This is a genomic window from Umezawaea sp. (genome assembly GCF_036375055.1).
Classification (GTDB): Bacteria; Actinomycetota; Actinomycetes; order Mycobacteriales; family Pseudonocardiaceae; genus Umezawaea.
Genome location: NZ_DASUSQ010000115.1, coordinates 40,045 through 58,006 on the forward strand (window position 1 = coordinate 40,045; position 17,962 = coordinate 58,006).

The 17,962-nt window shown below is 74.7% G+C and carries 14 protein-coding genes; 9 read left to right on the top strand and 5 right to left on the bottom strand.

Annotated features, from left to right (window positions below; translation table 11 throughout):
- Positions 1 to 148: 148 nt before the first annotated feature.
- The 5 genes from VFZ92_RS29630 (at position 149) to VFZ92_RS29650 (ending at position 4,894) form a co-directional block, all read left to right on the top strand.
- On the top strand, positions 149 to 1,960 hold the full coding sequence (locus VFZ92_RS29630; RefSeq protein WP_330879360.1) for an AMP-binding protein: 1,812 nt from the start codon (positions 149 to 151) through the stop codon (positions 1,958 to 1,960).
- Between the two features lie 125 nt (positions 1,961 to 2,085).
- Complete coding sequence (locus VFZ92_RS29635; RefSeq protein ID WP_330879361.1) at positions 2,086 to 3,567, top strand: carboxylesterase/lipase family protein; 1,482 nt, start codon at positions 2,086 to 2,088, stop codon at positions 3,565 to 3,567.
- A gap of 46 nt (positions 3,568 to 3,613) precedes the next feature.
- Positions 3,614 to 4,270: an SDR family oxidoreductase gene (locus tag VFZ92_RS29640; RefSeq protein WP_330879362.1), complete on the top strand. Its 657-nt coding sequence runs from the start codon at positions 3,614 to 3,616 to the stop codon at positions 4,268 to 4,270.
- Between the two features lie 49 nt (positions 4,271 to 4,319).
- Entirely contained in the window at positions 4,320 to 4,547 is a 228-nt protein-coding gene (locus tag VFZ92_RS29645) for a TetR/AcrR family transcriptional regulator (protein WP_330879363.1), read from the top strand.
- Positions 4,514 to 4,894, top strand: a complete 381-nt coding sequence (locus VFZ92_RS29650; RefSeq protein WP_330879364.1) for a WHG domain-containing protein — start codon at positions 4,514 to 4,516, stop codon at positions 4,892 to 4,894. The genes VFZ92_RS29645 and VFZ92_RS29650 overlap by 34 nt, the downstream gene beginning before the upstream one ends.
- Before the next feature lie 64 nt (positions 4,895 to 4,958).
- Here the strand turns inward: VFZ92_RS29650 and VFZ92_RS29655 are convergent, their stop codons facing one another.
- From VFZ92_RS29655 to VFZ92_RS29665, 3 genes are all read right to left on the bottom strand, one after another.
- Positions 4,959 to 7,139 (bottom strand): MMPL family transporter, encoded by a 2,181-nt coding sequence (locus VFZ92_RS29655; protein ID WP_330879365.1) that lies wholly within the window; start codon positions 7,137 to 7,139, stop codon positions 4,959 to 4,961.
- Between the two features lie 6 nt (positions 7,140 to 7,145).
- Positions 7,146 to 7,745, bottom strand: a complete 600-nt coding sequence (locus VFZ92_RS29660) for a helix-turn-helix domain-containing protein (RefSeq protein ID WP_330879366.1) — start codon at positions 7,743 to 7,745, stop codon at positions 7,146 to 7,148.
- A 68-nt stretch (positions 7,746 to 7,813) separates the two neighbouring features.
- Positions 7,814 to 8,293 (bottom strand): Lrp/AsnC family transcriptional regulator, encoded by a 480-nt coding sequence (locus VFZ92_RS29665; protein WP_330879367.1) that lies wholly within the window; start codon positions 8,291 to 8,293, stop codon positions 7,814 to 7,816.
- A gap of 109 nt (positions 8,294 to 8,402) precedes the next feature.
- On the opposite strand from VFZ92_RS29665, the gene VFZ92_RS29670 reads away from it, so the two are divergent.
- The 4 genes from VFZ92_RS29670 to VFZ92_RS29685 all read left to right on the top strand — a co-directional run bounded on the left by VFZ92_RS29670 (position 8,403) and on the right by VFZ92_RS29685 (position 16,443).
- Positions 8,403 to 9,470, top strand: a complete 1,068-nt coding sequence (locus VFZ92_RS29670) for a Glu/Leu/Phe/Val dehydrogenase dimerization domain-containing protein (protein WP_330879368.1) — start codon at positions 8,403 to 8,405, stop codon at positions 9,468 to 9,470.
- 87 nt (positions 9,471 to 9,557) lie between these two features.
- Positions 9,558 to 12,386: a hypothetical protein gene (locus VFZ92_RS29675; protein ID WP_330879369.1), complete on the top strand. Its 2,829-nt coding sequence runs from the start codon at positions 9,558 to 9,560 to the stop codon at positions 12,384 to 12,386.
- Positions 12,387 to 12,898: 512 nt separating this feature from the next.
- Complete coding sequence (locus VFZ92_RS29680; RefSeq protein WP_330879370.1) at positions 12,899 to 13,678, top strand: hypothetical protein; 780 nt, start codon at positions 12,899 to 12,901, stop codon at positions 13,676 to 13,678.
- 80 nt (positions 13,679 to 13,758) lie between these two features.
- Positions 13,759 to 16,443: an ATP-binding protein gene (locus VFZ92_RS29685; RefSeq protein WP_330879371.1), complete on the top strand. Its 2,685-nt coding sequence runs from the start codon at positions 13,759 to 13,761 to the stop codon at positions 16,441 to 16,443.
- 192 nt (positions 16,444 to 16,635) lie between these two features.
- Here the strand turns inward: VFZ92_RS29685 and VFZ92_RS29690 are convergent, their stop codons facing one another.
- Positions 16,636 to 17,010 (bottom strand): helix-turn-helix domain-containing protein, encoded by a 375-nt coding sequence (locus VFZ92_RS29690; RefSeq protein WP_330879372.1) that lies wholly within the window; start codon positions 17,008 to 17,010, stop codon positions 16,636 to 16,638.
- A gap of 558 nt (positions 17,011 to 17,568) precedes the next feature.
- Positions 17,569 to 17,962: discoidin domain-containing protein (locus VFZ92_RS29695; protein WP_330879373.1), on the bottom strand; the 394-nt coding region annotated here is incomplete at its 5' end.

A 17,962-nucleotide genomic window follows, 5' to 3' on the forward strand; every position in this document is an offset into this window, starting at 1 on the left:
GGAGCGCGACGAGCAGGCCCCCCGCTCCGCCGTCCGGCCGACCGGGTCCGGCCGGGGGTGAGGTAGGCGAGATCGCGCCTACCTCACCCCTGCTGCGCCGATCGGGTTTCCCGCCATGATGAGGCGAACGATCAAGTCGAGGAGGACCATGACCACCACGGGCCGGTTCACGACGCTCTGCGAGGCGTTCCAGCACACGGCGGCGCTCAATCCCGGCGCGGTGGCGCTGCGCACCCTCGGCGGCGAGCGGGAGCTGACGTGGCGCGAGTACGGCGAGCGGGTGCGGCGGATCGCGGGCGGCCTGCACTCCCTCGGCCTGCGCCGGGGCGACACGCTCGCGCTGCTGCTGACCAACCGCCCCGAGTTCAACCTGGTCGACACCGCGGCCCTGCACCTCGGCCTGGTGCCGTTCTCGATCTACCAGACGTCGGCGCCGGAGCAGATCGCCTACCTGCTGCGGCACTCGGGCTGCCGGGTGCTGGTGTGCGAGCCGCCGTTCCTCGACCAGGTGCGCGCCGCGGGCGTGCCCCTCGACCACGTCGTCGTCGTGGACGGCCCGGCGGAGGGCACCCTCGCGCTGGACGAGCTGGAGTCCGCGGACGTGGCCGGGTTCGACTTCGACGCGACCTGGCGCGCGGTCGAGGGCTCCGACGTGCTGACCCTGATCTACACCTCCGGCACCACCGGCGACCCCAAGGGCGTCGAGCTGACGCACGCCAACGTGCTGGCCGGGATCGTGGCGGTGGACGACGAACTCGGCGTCCGCCAGGGGGACCGGACGATCTCCTACCTGCCCTCGGCGCACATCGCCGACCGGGTGTCGGCGCACTACCTCCAGATCACCTGCGGGACCGAGGTCACGTCGATCACCGACGCCCGCCGGGTCGCCGAGGCCCTCGCGGACAGCAGGCCCACGTTCTGGTTCGCCGTCCCGAGGGTCTGGCAGAAGATCAAGCTCGGGCTGGAGGCCCGGCTGGCGGCGGCGCCTGCCGAGCAGGCGGCGGTCGTGTCGCGCGCGTTCGAGGTGGCGCTCGCGCGGGTGCGCGCCCGGCAGACCGGGCTGGAGCCCGACCCGGCGCTGGAGGCCGAGTTCCAGGCGCTCGACCAGGCCGTGCTGGCGCCCCTGCGCACCGCGATCGGGTTCGACCGGATGCGGTGGGCGATGTCCGGCGCCGCCGCCATCGCTCCGGACACGCTGGAGTTCTTCATGGCGCTGGGCCTGACGATCGTGGAGGTCTGGGGCATGTCCGAGACGACGGGCGCCGCCATCCACAACCCGCTGACCAGGGTGAAGGTCGGCACGGTCGGCGTCGCCGTGCCCGGTGTGGAACTCCAGGTCGCCGACGACGGCGAACTGCTGGTGCGCGGCCCCGTCGTGATGCGCGGCTACCGCGACGACCCGGCCCGCACGGCCGAGGCGTTCACCGAGGACGGCTGGCTGCGCACGGGTGACGTGGTGACCGTGGACGACGACGGGTACGTCACGATCGTCGACCGCAAGAAGGAGCTGATCATCAACTCCGGCGGCAAGAACATGTCGCCGACCGCCATCGAGAACACGGTGAAGGTCGCCTGCCCGCTGGTGGGCGAGATCGTGGTCATCGGCGAGGCCCGCTCGTACAACACCGCGCTGGTCGCGCTGGAACCCGACGTGGCCGCCGCGGTGGCGGCGGGGGCGGGCATCACCGACACCTCCCCGGCGGCGCTGTCGCGGCACCCCGTCGTGGTCGAGGCGATCCGCGCGGGGATCGCCGAGGCGAACGCGAAGCTGTCGCGCGTGGAGCAGGTCAAGCGGTTCCGCGTGCTCCCGGCGGTCTGGGAGCCCGGCGGCGACGAGATCACGCCGACGATGAAGCTCAAGCGCCGCAACATCAACCGCAAGTACGCGGCCGACGTGGAGGAGCTGTACGCGGACCCGCGCGCGGACGACGTGCACGAGCCGACCGAGCGGACCGGCTGACACCGCGGGTGTCCCCCCGCGCACGGCGACGCCCCCCGTAGGGTCGCCGCCGTGCGCGGGGGGACACCTCTCCGCGACCCGACCCGCTCCTCGGCGGCCTCGACGCCGCCCCCACCGGAGGTCCGTTGACCACCCAGCCCACCGCCACCACCCGCCACGGGGACGTCGTCGGCACCGCCGAGTCCGACGTCCTGGTCTTCCGGGGGATCCCCTACGCCGCACCGCCGGTCGGGCCGAACCGGTTCCAGCCGCCGCGACCGCCCGAGCCGTGGGCGGAGCCGCGCGACGCCACCCGGTTCGGGCCCACCGCGCCGCAGGCCCAGGGCTTCGGTCCGCTGGCCGACCTCGTGCCCAGCGTGGTCACGCCCGGCGACGACCACCTCAACCTCTCCGTGTGGACGCAGGGCACCACCGGCGCGCGACCGGTGATGGTCTTCGTCCACGGCGGCTCGTTCACCAGCGGCTCCGGCTCGCTGCACGCCTACGACGGCACGCGCTTCGCCCGTGACGGCGTCGTGCTCGTGACCCTCAACTACCGGCTCGGCGCGGACGGGTTCCTCTGGTTCGGCGACGGCGTGCCCAACCTCGGCCTGCTGGACCAGGTGGCCGCGCTGGCGTGGGTCCGCGACAACATCGCCGGGTTCGGCGGCGATCCGGGGAACGTCACCGTCTTCGGCGAGTCCGCGGGTGCCATGAGCGTGTGCTCCCTCATGGCGATGCCCGCCGCGAAGGGCCTGTTCCACCGCGCCATCGCCCAGTCCGGCGCGGGCGACAGCGTCATCTCCCCGCGCGCGGCGCGGCTGGTCGGCACCCGGCTGGCGGCGATCCTCGGCGTCGCCCCGACCCGCGAGGCCGTCGCGGGCGTTCCCGTCGAACGGCTGCTGGCCGCCCAGGCGCGGGTGGCCGAGGAGGTCGCCGCCAAGCCGAGGACGGGTCTGTGGGGCGAGGTGGCGCGCAACCTGATGCCGTTCGAACCGGTGGTGGACGGCGACGTGCTGCCCGTGAAGCCGATCGACGCCGTCGCCGAGGGCGCGAGCGCCGACATCGACGTACTGATCGGCACGAACAGCGAGGAGGCGCGACTGTTCCTCGTGCCGACCGGCGCCATCGCGCGGATGAACGCGCTGGCCCCGCACCTCGTGGCGCTGCGCTACGGGCTGCGCCCCGGCGCGGCGGTCCGCCGCTACCGCGCCAACCGGCCGGGGGCCTCGCCCGGCGAGGTGGTGTCCGCCATCATCACCGACTGGTACTACCGGATCCCCGCGCTGCGCCTTGCCGAGGCCCACCGCGGCCGGGCGCACGTGTACGAGTTCGCCTGGCGCTCCCCCGCCTACGGCGGCGCGCTGGGCGCCTGCCACGTCCTGGAGATCCCGTTCGTCTTCGACAACCTCGACGACCCGGCGCTCACGGCCATCACCGACGGCCGCGCGCCGCAGGGGCTGGCCGACGCCGTGCACGGCGCGTGGGTCTCCTTCGCCGCGAACGGCGACCCCGGCTGGCCCGCCTACCGCCCCGACCACCGGGTGGCGATGCGCTTCGACACCGTCTCCGCGACCACGGTCGACGACCGGGCCGACGAGCGCCTCCTGTGGGAGGGCCGCCGCTGACCCGTGTTCGAGTTGACAGCGTCATCCGAACTGCTGCGGTTTTGAGATGACAACGTCAACTGAACGCGTCGCGCCCCCGCGCGGCGAACTGGCCGTGGTGACCGGGGCGTCCTCCGGGATCGGCGCGGCGACGGCACGGGAACTGGCCCGCCGCGGCTTCCACGTCCTGGCGGGCGTCCGGCGCGAGGTGGACGCGGCGGCGCTGCGGTCCGACCGCGTCGAGCCCCTCATCCTCGACATCACCGACCGGGCCCACCTCGCCGCGCTCGCCGAGCGCGCGGCGCACGACGGGCTCGGGCTGCGGGCACTGGTGAACAACGCCGGGATCGCCGTCAACGCCCACGGGGTCGAGGTCGTCGTGGTCGAACCCGGCGGTGTCGCCACCGGGATGTCCGGCCGCGGCATCGCCACGGCGCACCGCTCGGCCGCGGACATGACCCCGGCCCAGCACGCGCGCTACGACACCCTGGTGGACGCCGTCGTCACCCTGGCGGAGTCGTTCACCGCCAAGGGCCTGCCCGCGGCGGCGGTGGCGCGGGTCGTCGCGGACGCGGTCACCGCGACGAGGCCGCGCGCCCGCTACGCCGTGGGGCGCGACGCGGCCGTCCTCGTGCGACTCGCCCGACTGGTGCCGGACCGGCTGCTGGACAGGGTGCTGCCGCGCGACCTCGGGTCCCACCTCCGGCCGCCGGTGCCCGCGTGACGCCCGCCGAGCGAGCGGCGGGGCGGAGGCCGACAACTACCCTGACGGGATGGTGACCAGAGCCGAATCCGCCGCCACCACCCGACGGGCGCTGCTCGACGCGGCCGGCGCGCTGCTGGACAAGGGCGGAACGGACGCGGTCACCCTGCGCGAGGTCGGCGCCGACGCGGGAGTCTCCCGGTCGGCTCCCTACCGGCACTTCGCCGACAAGGAGAGCCTGCTGGTGGCGGTGGCGACCGAGGCGTGGACGCCGTCGCCGACGAGCTCGAAACCCTGACCGCGGGTTCCGGCGACACGCCGGAGCGGACCCTGCGGAGGGCGCTGCTCGCGCTGCTCTCGATCGGCCGGTCCCGCCCCCACCTGCACCGCCTCATGTTCACCGTTCCCGCGGCCGATCCGGCGGCGGTGGCCAGGGCGCCCGAGCGAGCCCAGGGCCACTTCCTCGACCTGGTCACCGCGGTCGTCGGCGCGGCCGCGGCCCGGCAGTACGCCGCGCTGCTGCTCACGAGCGTCCACGGCGCCACCGGGTTGGAGCTGAGCGGCCACCTGTCCCCCGCCAAGTGGGGCACGACGCCCGAGGACCTGCTGGACCTGCTGATCGGCGTCCTGCCGCGACCGTCCTGACCGGACGCGCGAGCGGCCCCCGGTGCCGGAGCACCGGGGGCCGCTCGCCGTCGTCGGGGCCGGGTCACCGCTCGCCGACCGCGACCTCCTGCTTCTCCCGCGCCACCGGGGCCTCCTCGGTCAGCGCCGAGCCCTCGACGTCGAGCGCCGGGAGCCAGTTCAGCCAGCTCGGCAGCCACCAGGCGCGCTCGCCGAGCAGCGCGAGCGCGGCCGGGACGAGCACCATGCGGACGACGAAGGCGTCGAACAGGATGCCCGCGGCGAGCGCGAAGGCGATCGACTTCAGCGTGGCGTCGCCGGCGGGCACGAAGCCCGCGAACACCGAGAACATGATCAGCGCCGCCGCGACGACGACCGGGGCCGCCTGGCGGAAGCCGGTGCGGATGGCCCGCAGCGGCGCGGCGCCGTGGCTGTGGGCCTCGTGCATCCGGGACACCAGGAAGATCTGGTAGTCCATCGCGAGGCCGAACAGGATGCCGATCACCAGGATCGGGGTGAGGCTGATCAGCGGTCCGGTGCTGTCGAGCGCGACCAGGTCGGCCAGCCAGCCCCACTGGAACACCGCGACCGTGGCGCCGAGCGAGGCGCCGATGGTCAGCAGGAAGCCGAGCACGCCGACGAGCGGCACGAGCAGCGAGCGGAAGACGAGCACCAGCAGCGCCAGGGCCAGGCCGACCACCAGGGCCAGGTAGATCGGCAGCGCCTCGTCGAGGCTCTGCGCGACGTCGACGCTGACCGCCGTGGCTCCGGTGACGGCGTAGCCGGGACCCTCGGTGGCGGCGGGCAGCGCGCGCAGGTCCTCCACGAGCTGCTCGGTGGCCTCGGTCGTGGGTCCGGACTCCGGGATGACCGTGACGAGGGCCGCGCTGCCGTCGGCGTTGGGGGTCGGCGGGGTCACGAGGGCCACGTCGTCGAGCGCGCCGATCGCGGCACCGGCCTTCTCGGCCGCCGCGGGAGCGCCGTCGCCGTCGAACAGCACGATGATCGGCCCGTTGAACCCGGCGCCGAAGCCGTCGGACAGCACCTGGTCGGCCCGCGCCTGGGTGCTGTCGGAGGCGGGCCGCTGCACCAGGGTGGTGTGCATCGAGGCGAACGGGATGGCGATCACGCCGAGCGCCGCCACCGCGAGGACGAGCGACAGGACGCGCTGGCGGGTGACCGCCGTGCTCCAGCGGGCCAGGAACCCGCTGTCGCCGGTGAGGTCCACGTCGTCGGAGACGACCACCCCGCGCTGCTTGCGCGGCAGCACGCGGTGCCCGAGGAGCCCGAGCGCTGCCGGGACCAGGGTGATCGCGACCAGGACGGCGACGACGATGGTCGCGGCGGCGGCCACGCCCATCTGGGTCAGGAACGGGATGCCGACCACGACCAGGCCGGTCAGGGCGATGACGACGGTCAGACCGGCGGTGACCACGGCCGAGCCCGCGGTGCCCACGGCCGTGGCGATGGCGGTCGGCACGTCGCTGCCGCGGCGCAGCTCGTGGCGGAACCGGGTGATGATGAACAGGGCGTAGTCGATGCCCACGGCGAGGCCGAGCATGCCCGCCAGCAGCGGGGTGGTCGACGACAGGTCGGCGAACCCGGTGGCGATGGTGACGCCCAGGACGCCGATGCCCACGCCCACGAGCGCGGTCAGCAGGTTCATGCCCGCGGCGATCAGCGAGCCGTAGGTGATGACCAGGATCATCAGGGCGACGACGACGCCGAGGGCCTCGGCGATGCCGCCGAGGTGGAACGGCGCCTGGGTGGCCTCACCGGTGGCCTCGACGGTGAACCCGCTGCTCCGGGCGTCCTCGACGGCGGCGAGCAGCGCGCTCTGGTCCTCGGCGGTGACCTCGCCGACGGCGGCCGAGTAGGTGACCGTGCTGTAGGCGGTGTCCTGCTGGGCGTTGACCGTCGGCGCGGTGGGGTCGAGCGGGTTGCTGGCGGCCTTCACGCCGGGCAGGCCCGCGAGGTCGGCGACCAGGTCGCCGAGCGCCTTGGCGTTCTCCGGCGTGGTCAGCGTCTGCCCCTCGGGGGCCCGCACCACGACCTTGGCCTGGGCTCCGCTGGTGCCGAACTCCTGGCCGATCCGCTCCAGTGCGGTGGTCGACTCCTGGCCGGGGATGGAGAACGAGTTGGAGGTCTCGCCCGCCAGGGTGACCGCTCCCGCTCCCGCGCCGAAGAGGACGACCAGCCAGACGGCGATCACGGACAACCGGTGCCGGTGCGCGAACGCACCGATCCGGGACAAGAAGCGAGCCATGGGTGATCAGTCCTCAACCTGGTCGGAGCCGGAACGGGCGACGCGGCCGTGGCCGAGCGCGTCGAAGCAGGTGGCGACGATGTGGGGTCGCCAGGTGGAGATCTGGTCGTCGTGGTGCGCCGCGAGGCTCAGGACCGCCAGCGCGGCCAGCGCGCCCGCCACCCGGACGGCGCGCTCGGACGCGGGGATCACGGGGTCGACGCCGAACGCGTCGAACGCGGCTCCCCCGACGCCGCCGTCGGTGGGCCCCGGCACGACCACGTCGTCCCCGCCGCGCGCGACGGGGATCAGGAGCATGGCGACCATGCCGGGGTGCGCGAACGCGACGTCGACCAGGACCTCCAGGGCGGTGCGGTCGCGGTCGACGCCGACGGGCAGGTCGCGCACCTGGTCGAGCACCCGCTGCCCCAGCGAGTTCGCCTGGGCGACCACCGCCTCGCGCAGCGCGTCCTTGCTCGGGAAGTGGTGCAGCAGGCCGGTCTTCGACAGCCCGACGGCGTCGGCGACCTCCTGGAGGGAGGTCTTGGCGACTCCTCGGCGGGCGAACAGCGCGGCGGCCTGGTCGAGGATGCTCTCGTCGACCTGCTGCCGGAACGGACGGGTCATGCCCACCACGGTACGAGCTGACGGACCAAGTTGGTCGGTTTACCGACCAACTTGGTCGGTGGTCTTCGTCATACCCCGCCGGGCACCCCGTCCGGCTCGGCCGGATCGATCGAGAGCCGCCTGCGGTGCTCGTAGATGATCGAGGTGCGGAACCCGACGACCTCCTTGCGCTTGCTGAAGCGGTCCATCAGCAGCGCGTGCATGTCGCTGATCGTGGGGATCGCGACGTGCACCAGGAAGTCGTCGCTGCCGCCGAGCACGAAGACGGCCAGCACCTCCGGCTGCGCGAGCGCGAAGGTCTCGAACCCGCGGATGACGTCGCGGCCCAGCGGCCGGATCGTGAACGCGATCAGCGCCTGGACGCCCCGGCCGATCTTGGCCAGGTCGACCTGCGCGTGGAAGCCGGTCAGCACGCCCCGCTCCCGCAGCGCCCGCGTGCGCACCAGGCAGGTCGACGGCGCCAGCCCGAGCCTGCTCGCCAACTCCCGGTTGGTGAGCCGAGCATCGGCCTGGAGTTCGCGCAGGATCGCCGAATCAAGTTCGTCCACGCCGGTCCACTCCCCTGCTCCACCGAACGACGTTCGGTCCACGTGCCACCACCGGTTCACCCGGACCAAAGTTATCCCAGAACCTCGAACTTCCGACCGGGAGGCACGCATGACCCTGAACCTCGACCACACCCCGACCGCGGTCGCGACCCGGCCGCCGGAGGAGGTGCGGATCGTCCGGGGCGCCCGCACCGGGCAGGTGGTCGTCGTCGCCATCGACTCGACCCGGCTCGGGCCCGCCATCGGCGGCTGCCGGGTCCGGGCCTACCCGACCTGGCAGGACGGGCTGGCCGACGCGCTGCGGCTGTCGGCGGCGATGACCGAGAAGGCGGCGCTGGCCGGGCTCGCGCACGGCGGCGGGAAGACGGTCGTGGCGCTCGACCCCGCGACCGCGGCGGAGTTCACCGGCCCGCGCCGCGCCGACCTGCTCGCCGACGTCGCCGACCTGGTCGAGACCTTCGACGGCGGCTACCACACCGGCCCGGACGTCGGGTCGTCCCCCGAGGACATGACCACGATCGGCCGGGGCACCACGCGGGCGCTGTGCCGACCGGTGTCGGCGGGCGGCAGCGGCGACTCGTCCGGCCCCACCGCCGCCGGGGTGATCGCCTCGATCGAGGCGGTGCGGCACCACGTCCTGGGCGGCAGGCCGCTGGGGTCGCTGAGCTTCTCGCTGCTCGGGCTCGGCCACGTCGGCACGCTGGTCGGCGAGCACCTGGCCGCGGCGGGCGCCCGGCTGACCGCCACCGACGTCGACCCGTCCCGGCGGGCGCCCGCCGACCGGTGGGGGGCGACGTGGACCGAGCCGGGCGAGGCGCTGTCCGCCGACGTCGACGTCGTGGTCCCCTGCGCCGTCGGCGGGATCCTGACGCCCGCCACCGTGCCCACCCTGCGGTGCCGGGCGGTCGTCGGCCCCGCGAACAACCAGCTCGACGCGGACCCGACCGCCGACCTGCTGCACGACCGCGGCGTGTGCTGGGCTCCCGACACCGTGGTCAGCGCGGGCGGGATCGTCTCCGCCGTCGCCCGCGAGCTGCACGGGGCGACACCGGAGGAGGCCGACCTCCTGGTGCGCGACACCGGGCGGCGGCTCGGCGAGGTCCTGGTCGCCGCCGCGAGCCGGGGCACCGCGCCGCTGCACGAGGCCCGTCGCCGCGCGCGGGACCTGCTGGGGTGACGTCGTTCCCCTCGGCGGACGGATTTTTCGCCGACTCCTGGACCGCGACCGCGCCGAGCCGGGAGAATCGGGGGCGGGGTGTGGGGGATGCCGAGGAGAGAACGGCCGCTCGACGTGGGCGACAGCGCCCTGCTGAGGTTCGCGCACGACCTGAGGTCGTTGCGGGACGAGGCGGGCAGACCGACCTACCGGGAGCTGAGCAGGCGCGCGCACTACTCGACCGCCGTGCTGTCGCAGGCCGCGGCGGGCAGGCGGATGCCGAGCCTGGAGGTGACGCTCGCCTACGTGCGGGCGTGCGGCGGCCCGATCGAGGAGTGGCGGGCCCGGTGGCACGACGTCGTGGGCGAGCGGGAGCCGCCGCCGACCTCCGACGCCGAGCGCCCGTACGTCGGGCTGAACGCGTTGCAGCCCACCGACGTCGACCGCTTCTTCGGCCGGGACCGCCAGGTGCGGGAGCTGGTGGCCCGCCTGTCCGACCAGCGCGTGGTCGTGCTGTTCGGGGCGTCCGGCGCGGGCAAGTCGTCGCTGCTGCGGGCGGGTCTCGTGCCGCGGCTGACCGGTCCGGTGCTGCTGTTCACCCCCGGCGAGCACCCGCTGGAGGAGTGCGCGATACAGCTCGGCAGGCTCGCGGGCGCGCCGGTCCCCCCGCTGGACGACCGGTTCGCGGTGGCCGAGCACATCCGGCGGGTGGCGCCCGCCGGGAGCGAGCCGGTGGTCGTCGTGGACCAGTTCGAGGAGGTCTTCGCGCTGTGCCACGACGTCGCGGAGCGGGAGGCGTTCATCGACGCGCTGCTCACCGCCGCGCGCGGTGACTGCCGGGTGGTCCTCGGGGTGCGCGCGGACTTCTACGCCCACTGCACGACGTCCGCGGCCCTGGTGGAGGCGATGGCGCGGGGCCAGGTCACGCTCGGGCCGATGACGACGGACGAGCTGCGGGAGGCGATCGTGCGGCCCGCCGTCCGCGCGGGCTACGCGGTGGAGACCGAGCTGCTGTCCGAACTCGTCGCCCAGGCGCAGGGGCAGCACGGCGTGCTGCCCCTGCTGTCGCACGCGCTGCTGGAGACCTGGCTGCGCCGCGAGGGGAACACGCTGACGCTGGCGGGTTTCCGGGCCGCGGGTGGCATCGACGGCGCGCTCGCGCAGACGGCCGAGTCGCTGTTCGCGCGGCTGACGCGGCGGCAGCGGGTCGTCGCCAGGAACCTCGTGCTGCGGCTGATCGCGCCCGGCGACGGCACCGAGCACACCAAGCGCCGCACCACCCGCGCCGAGCTGGACGACGACCCGGACGTCCGCGCCGTGCTGGACCTGCTCGCCGACGCCCGACTCGTCACGCTGGACCGGGACAACGTGGAGATCTCCCACGAGGCCCTGGTGCGGGCGTGGCCGAGGCTGCGCGACTGGATCGCCGAGGAGAGCGAGGGGCTGCGGCTGCACCGGGAGCTGACCCGCGCCACCGACGCCTGGGAGGCGCTCGGCGGTGACGCCAGCGCGCTCTACCGGGGCACGCGCCTCACCCTCGCGCGGGAGTGGGCGGAGCGGCACCCGACCGCGCTCAGCGCGCGGGAACGGCGGCTGCTGGACGCGAGCCTGGCCGAGGAGGCGGCGGAGACCGAGCGGGCCAGGAGGCGCGCGCAGCAGCAGAAGCAGGCCGTCGCCCTGCTCAGCGTCCTGTTCCTGCTGGCGGTCACCGCCACGGCCTACGCCGTCAGCACGCAGCAGTCCGCCCGGCGGCAGCGCGACCACGCCCTGTCGGAGATCGCCGCCGCGAAGGCCGTGAACATGCGCGTGCGGGCCCCCGCGCTGGCGGCCCAGCTCAGCCTGGCCGCGTACCGGCTGGCTCCCACCGACGAGGCGCGGGCGAGCCTGATCGCGGCGTTCCCCTACCCGGACCGGCGGCTCGCCGCGCACGGCGCCAACCTCGACTCGGTCGCGGTCAGCTCGGACGACCGCCTGCTGGTGACCGCGGGGCACGACCGGACCGCGCGGCTGTGGGACCTCGCCGACCGCGGCCACCCGGTCGAGGTCGGGACGCTGACCGGGCACGCGGACACCGTCAACGGGGTGGCCGTCCAGCCGGGCGGCCGGGTCGTGGCGACGGCGAGCTGGGACGGCACGGCCGCGCTGTGGGACACCACCGACCCCGCCGCGCCCGTGCGGCTCGGCACCCTCGGCACGCACACCGACGACGTGAACTCGGTGGCGTTCAGCCCCGACGGCCGGACCGCGGCGACCGCGAGCACCGACCGCACGGTCAAGCTGTGGGACGTCGCCGACCCCCGGCTGCCCCGTGAGCTGACGACGTTGACCGGGCACGCGGACGGCGTCGTGGCGGCGGCCTTCAGCCCGGACGGACGCACGCTCGCGACGGCCTCGTTCGACCACACCGTCGTGCTGTGGGACGTCACCGGGTCCGGTGCCGGGCGGGTGCTCGCAGGCCACGGGGCACCCGCGACGGCGGTGGCGTTCAGCCCCGACGGCACGATGCTGCTGTCCGCCGGGCAGGACCGCGTGTCCAGGCTGTGGAGCACCGCGACCGGGAGCGAGCTGGCGGTGCTGCGCGGGCACGACGGGATCGTGCGGTCGGCCGTGTTCAGCCCCGACGGCCGCACCGTCGCCACCGGCGCCGAGGACAAGACCGTCCGGCTGTGGACCGCCTCGCCCGGCGCCCGGCACCTCGCCACGCTGGACGCGCACACCGAGGCCGTGGTGTCGCTGGCGTTCACCTCCGACGGGCGCGCGCTCGTGTCGGGCAGCGACGACGACTCCGCCGTGCTGTGGCGGATCCCGGACGTGCCGCTGGAGCAGGTCGACGTGGACGACGCCGCCGGGTGGGTGTGCCAGGCGGTCGACGAGCCCCTGACCGAGCAGGAGTGGCGCACCTACTTCCCGGGGGTCGACTACCGACCGCCCTGCTGACCAGCCGCGTCCGCCTGGTTGTTCGAGGAGCGAACCGACGCAGGTCGACCCTGGCGCCCTCCGCGGTGGTGGGGCGGGCCCGGCCCACGCCGAGGCGCGCATCGCGACGGCGCGCTGTTCTTCGCCGACTCCGTCCCGGACGGCGGCCGGTGCCGGGCTTCCCGGTCGAACCGGCGCACGTCCGGCTGTGGGTGGTGGAGGTCGCGGCGCAGCACGACGGCAGCGGCACGGGGGCTTCGCCGCGTTCGGCGCCCTGTGGTGGGTGAGCACGGCGGCCGGAGGAACGGGAGCGCTGCTCCGCACCGCGCCCCCGGCTCGACCTCCTCGCGGCGGCGGTGGGCCTCGTCGACGACCTGACCCGCGCCGAGTGGACGCGCGGGCTGGTCCGACGGCTGGAGGCCGGGGCGTTCACCATGGCCGGCAAGGAGGCCGGCTGACGCGTCACGGGGCCTTCCGCACGGCGGGCGGGCGACCCACTACGGTGATCGTTCCCCACTCCCCCGGAGGCGACGTTGGCGACCGCTGTCACGAGTGACGGGTACCGGCTCTGGTACGAGGCGACGGGTGACGGGCCCGCCGTGGTGTTCCCCGCGAGGTTCCGCGCCGAGCAGGCGGCGCTGGGCGACGCGCTGGCCGCCGACGGCCGCCGGGTCGTGCGGTACAAACCGCGCCAGGTGGTCGGCGTGCTGGAGCCCGAGGAGGACGCGGGCGGTCCGTGGAACCCGACCGCGCTGACCCGCTACCCCCTCGACATGGAGGTCGACGACCTGCACACCGTCGCCGACGCGGCGGGCGTGGACACCTTCGTGCTCGCCGGGTACTCGGGCATGGCGGCGCTGGCCGGTTTCCTGGTCGCCGCGAGCGACCGCGCCACCGGACTGCTGATCGGCGGCTTCCCGCTCCTCGCGGGCTACGACTACTGGCTCGGCTACGTGGAGGGCGCGCGCGGGGCGCTGCGGCAGGCGGGCCTGCCGGAGAAGGCGGCGGAGCACCACGCGGGCGTGCTGCTCTACCAGGACTGGACCGAGCGCGACGACACCGCCGCGCTGACGGCGCTGCCCGGCCCGAAGGTCCTCTGGTACGGCTCGCGCGACGGCGAACCGGACTGCCGGATGCACGACGTGGTCGGCGGCAGCGCCATCGCCCGCCGCGTCCGCGCCCACGCGGAACCGTTGCGGCGGGCCGGGTTCGAGCTGATCGAGTTCGACGGCCTCGACCACATCGGGGCACTGGCGAGCACCGACGTGATCGCCCCTCGGCTGTCGGGGGCGCTGGCGGACGCCGGCTGGTGATCGGCGCTCACGCCGGCGTGGGTTCGCCGTGTTCCACGGGTCGCACGCCCGTGTGACGGGGGCTCGCTACCGTACTGGCCATGCGGACGTTGGTTCACCCACCCGGCCCCCTCGTCGGCAGGCGTGCCGAGGTCGGTCGCGTGGACGAGCTGACCGGCGCCGCGCGCGAGGGCCGCGGTGGGGTGCTGGTGCTGCGGGGCGAGGCGGGCATCGGCAAGACCGCGCTGCTGGAGCACGCCCGCGGGACCTCCGGGTTCCGGGTCATCCACGTCTCCGGGTCGGAGTTCGAGTCCGAGCTGCCGTTCGCCGCCCTGCACCAGTTGTGCGTGCCGGTCCTGGAGCACCTCGACGACCTGCCCGACCGGCACGGCGAGGCGCTCCGGGTCGCGTTCGGACTCGCCACCGGCGCGCCCGACCTGTTCCGCATCGGTCTGGCGACGTTGGAGCTGCTGACGACCGCGGCCCGAGGGCGCCCGGTGCTGTGCGTGGTCGACGACGCCCAGTGGCTGGACTCGGCGTCGTCGAAGGCGTTGGCCTTCCTCGCCCGGCGCGTGGCGGCCGAACCGGTCGCACTGGTGCTCGCGGTCCGGGTGCCCTGCCCGGCCGGTGAGCTGGACGACCTGCCGGGTCTGGTGGTGGCCGGGCTGGAGGACGCCGACGCGCGGACGCTGCTGGCGGCCGGGAGCCACGTGCCGCTCGACGAGCAGGTGCGCGACCGGGTGCTGGCCGAGGCGCGCGGGAACCCGTTGGCACTGCTGGAACTGCCGAGGGCCGGTGGTTTCGCGCCACCGGACACGGCGTCGGTGCCGACCAGGGTCGAACGCGGCTTCCAGGCCAGGCTGGCCTGCCTGCCCGCCTCCGCACGGCTGCTGCTGACCGTCGCGAGCGCCGACCCGACCGGCGACCCAGGCCTGCTGTGGGCCGCCGCGCGGCTGCTGGACGTCGACGTCGACGAGGCGTCCGCCGCGGCGGACGCGACCGGGCTGGTCGAGTTCGCCACCCGCGTCCGCTTCTGCCACCCCCTGGCGAGGTCGGCGGTCTACCGGGCCGCGGACACCGACCAGCGCCGCGGGGCGCACCGGGTGCTGGCCGAGGTCACCGACCCGGTCACCGATCCGGACCGGCGGGCCTGGCACCGCGCCCAGGCGTGCACCGGGCCGGACGACGACGTGGCCGCCGAGCTGGAGCGGTCCGCGTCCCGTGCCCTGGCCCGCGGCGGCGTGGTGGCCGCCGCGGCCTTCCTGGAACGCGCGGCGGCGTTGTCGCAGACCCCCGCCGCGCGGGTGGAGCGGACGTTCGCGGCGGTGCGGGCCAAGCTCGACGCGGGCGCCACCGACGCGGCGGCCGACCTCCTCACGACCGTCGGCACCGCCTCGCTGGACGGGTTCGGGGAGGCGGAGGTCGACCTGCTGCGGGGGCGGATCGCCTTCGTGCGGCGCGACGACGGCAACGGCCCGGCGTTCATGCTGCGCGCCGCGGACCGGCTCGCGGCGCTCGACCCGGACCGGTCGCGCGACTGCTTCCTCGACGCGCTGGAGATGGCGCTGCTCGTGGGTCGGGCGGGTGGCGTGCTCGACGCGGTCCTGGCCGCCGCGCGGTCGGCGGCACGGGAACCGCGCACCCCCGACGTCCTGGACGCGCTGAGCCTGCTCGCCACCGAGGGCCACCGGGCCGCCGCTCCCCTGCTGCGCGCCCAGCTCGACGACGGGGAGAGTCCGATGTGGACCAGACGGCCCGCGCTCGCCGTCATGGTCGCGGCCGAACTGTGGGACCCGCACGCCCACGCGGCGGTCGTCGAGTGGCTGGTGAAGACCGGCCGCGAGTCCGGGTCGCCGCTCCTGCTGCGCCTCGGCCTCGCGCAGGTGGCGTCCGGCGCCGCCCTCACCGGCGACTTCGGCCGGGCGATGGCCGCGATAGCCGAGGAGGAGGCCATCGCCGACGCCGGGGGCGCGCCGCCGGTGTTCTACCACCGGTTGCAGCTGGCCGCGATGCGCGGACGCGCGCGGGAAGCGCTGGAGCTGTTCGAGAGCGCCACGGCGGAGGGGCGCGGCATCGGGCAGCTGATCGCCAACGTCGACTGGGCGGCGGCCGTGCTGCACAACGGTTCCGCCGACTACCCGGCCGCGCTGGCCGCGGCCAGGCGCGCCACCGCGCACGGCGACCTGTTCCTCACCGGGATCGCCCTGCCGGAACTGGTGGAGGCGGCCGTCCGGTGCGGCGAGCCCGCCGCCGCGGCCGAGGCCCTGGAGTCGCTGACCGAGCGCACGCGCGCGAGCGGAACCGCCTCGGGCCTGGGGATCGCGGCCTGCGCGCGGGGTCTGGTGACCGGCGTCGAGGACCACTACCGGGAGGCCGTCGAGCACCTGGAGGAGTCCCCGATGCTCCCCTACCGGGCCAGGGCGCACCTGGTGTACGGGGAGTGGCTGCGGCGCGCGGGCCGCAGGCGTGACTGCCGCACGCACCTGCGCACCGCCCACGACCTGCTGACCTCGGCCGGGATCGAGGGGTTCGCCCGGCGGGCCGCCGACGAGCTGCGCGCCACCGGCGAGAGGGCCCGCGGCCGGTCGGGGCACACGGTCGACCAGCTCACCATGCAGGAGGTCTCCATCGCCCGGCTGGTCGCCACCGGGGCGACGTCCAACGAGGTCGCCGCCCGCCTCTTCCTCAGCCCCCGCACCGTGGACGCCCACCTGCGCAACATCTTTCGCAAGCTCGGCATCACGTCCCGCAGGCAACTCAGGGACCGGTCCGACCTGGGCACCTGACCCGCGTGGACGCGGTGAGCACGGTGACGCGGGCCCGGTCTCGGATCCCGGCCTGCGCGAACGCGGTGGTGCGGCGGTCCGGCAGTGCGGCCGCGGTGACCCCCGAGGTGCGGGAACCGTGGTCGGATCAACACGGAGTCGTCGGTTCCCAGCCTCCGTGTTGATCTGCCCTCGTCCTCGGTGGTGCTCCGCCTACACGCCCCGCAGCGGCGGGTACGGCTCGCCCGGCGGGTGTTGCGCGTTCTTGTTGGCGTCCCGCGCTTCCTGGAGCTGGTCCTCCAGGGTGACGATGCGGCACGCGGCGTCCAGGGCGGTGCCCTGGTCGACCAGCTCGCGCACGCGAGCGGCCAGGCGGAGCTGGTAGCGCGAGTAGCGCCGGTGCCCGCCGCTGGAGCGCTCGGGCTCGATGAGCTTCGCCTCGTCGAGGCCGCGCAGGAACGCGGCCGTGGTGTTGAGCATCGCCGCCGCCCTGCCCATGGTGTAGGCGGGGTAGTGGTCGTCGTCGAACTTCTCCGCCGAGTTGCGCGGCGGGACAGCCTGCTCCTCGTGGTCGTGTTCTGGGTTCATCGCGCCTCCGCATCACGAGGGGCCCCGGCGCAGCAGCGCCGGGGCCCCGGGGTTGTAGGGTTCACTTCCACCTAGCCGACCGTGAGATCGGTTTCCTCTGTCCGCGTGGTCCGCCCTGGGGGCGGAGACTGCGGGGATCGCTTGTGCGTAACCGAAGACCACCTTCCAATCCGATGGAACCGCGGTACCCGCCCGGCCGAGTGCAGCCGAAAGCAGGCGATCCGATGGTGTGCGACCCTTCCCTTCTCCTCTGAATTCCGATTGTCGTGCTCTCACGTCGCGGTCGGCACCGGTCCTCATGCACATGCCGGCATCACCTCACCGACCGCTTCCGGTCACCTGCCGGAACCCCTTCCACTGATCGGCCCCGGCACACCTGACCGTCTTGCGGTACACCCGCGGGCAGTTCGTCATCTCCCGCGCCGACTGACTTTCTCTTCTCGACGAGGAAGAGACTACCCACTCCCGAGCATGAATGTCTACACCCACTGATGGAGATTTACTCGAACGAGTGATAGAGGCGTCCTCACCTGCGAGGACGCGGCGAAACACCGGCGATCAGCCGTACAGGCGCACGTCGCTGACGTTCCACCAGTTCCCGGCCTGGGCCGTGGCGGTGATCCGCAGGTGGCGGGCCCGTGTGCGGGGCAGGTCGACGGTGGTCAGCTGGCCGTCGCCGACACCCTCGGCCACCGTCCTCCAGCGGACCCCGTCGTCGCTGACCGCGAGCCGCCAGCCGCGCGCGTAGTCGCCGAGGTTGCCGCCGCTGTCGACGGCGACCCGGCGGAAGTGCTCGCGTGCACCCAGATCCACCTGCACGTACTGGCCCGGCGCCTGGGCGGCCTCGCTGGACCAGCGGGTCGAGGCGTCGTCGTCCACCGCGAACTCCGCGCCCGTGCCGAGCGAGGCGGTGGCCCTCGCACCGTCGATCGGCACGAAGTCCAGCTCGCTG

Excerpts from the sequence above, each read along its gene's own strand:
- VFZ92_RS29630 (WP_330879360.1), top strand. The coding sequence starts at position 149 with ATGACCACCACGGGCCGGTTCACGACGCTCTGCGAGGCGTTCCAGCAC.
- VFZ92_RS29640 (WP_330879362.1), top strand. The coding sequence starts at position 3,614 with ATGACAACGTCAACTGAACGCGTCGCGCCCCCGCGCGGCGAACTGGCC.
- VFZ92_RS29645 (WP_330879363.1), top strand. The coding sequence starts at position 4,320 with ATGGTGACCAGAGCCGAATCCGCCGCCACCACCCGACGGGCGCTGCTC.
- VFZ92_RS29655 (WP_330879365.1), bottom strand. The coding sequence starts at position 7,139 with ATGGCTCGCTTCTTGTCCCGGATCGGTGCGTTCGCGCACCGGCACCGG.
- VFZ92_RS29660 (WP_330879366.1), bottom strand. The coding sequence starts at position 7,745 with ATGACCCGTCCGTTCCGGCAGCAGGTCGACGAGAGCATCCTCGACCAG.
- VFZ92_RS29670 (WP_330879368.1), top strand. The coding sequence starts at position 8,403 with ATGACCCTGAACCTCGACCACACCCCGACCGCGGTCGCGACCCGGCCG.
- VFZ92_RS29675 (WP_330879369.1), top strand. The coding sequence starts at position 9,558 with ATGCCGAGGAGAGAACGGCCGCTCGACGTGGGCGACAGCGCCCTGCTG.
- VFZ92_RS29685 (WP_330879371.1), top strand. The coding sequence starts at position 13,759 with ATGCGGACGTTGGTTCACCCACCCGGCCCCCTCGTCGGCAGGCGTGCC.
- VFZ92_RS29690 (WP_330879372.1), bottom strand. The coding sequence starts at position 17,010 with ATGAACCCAGAACACGACCACGAGGAGCAGGCTGTCCCGCCGCGCAAC.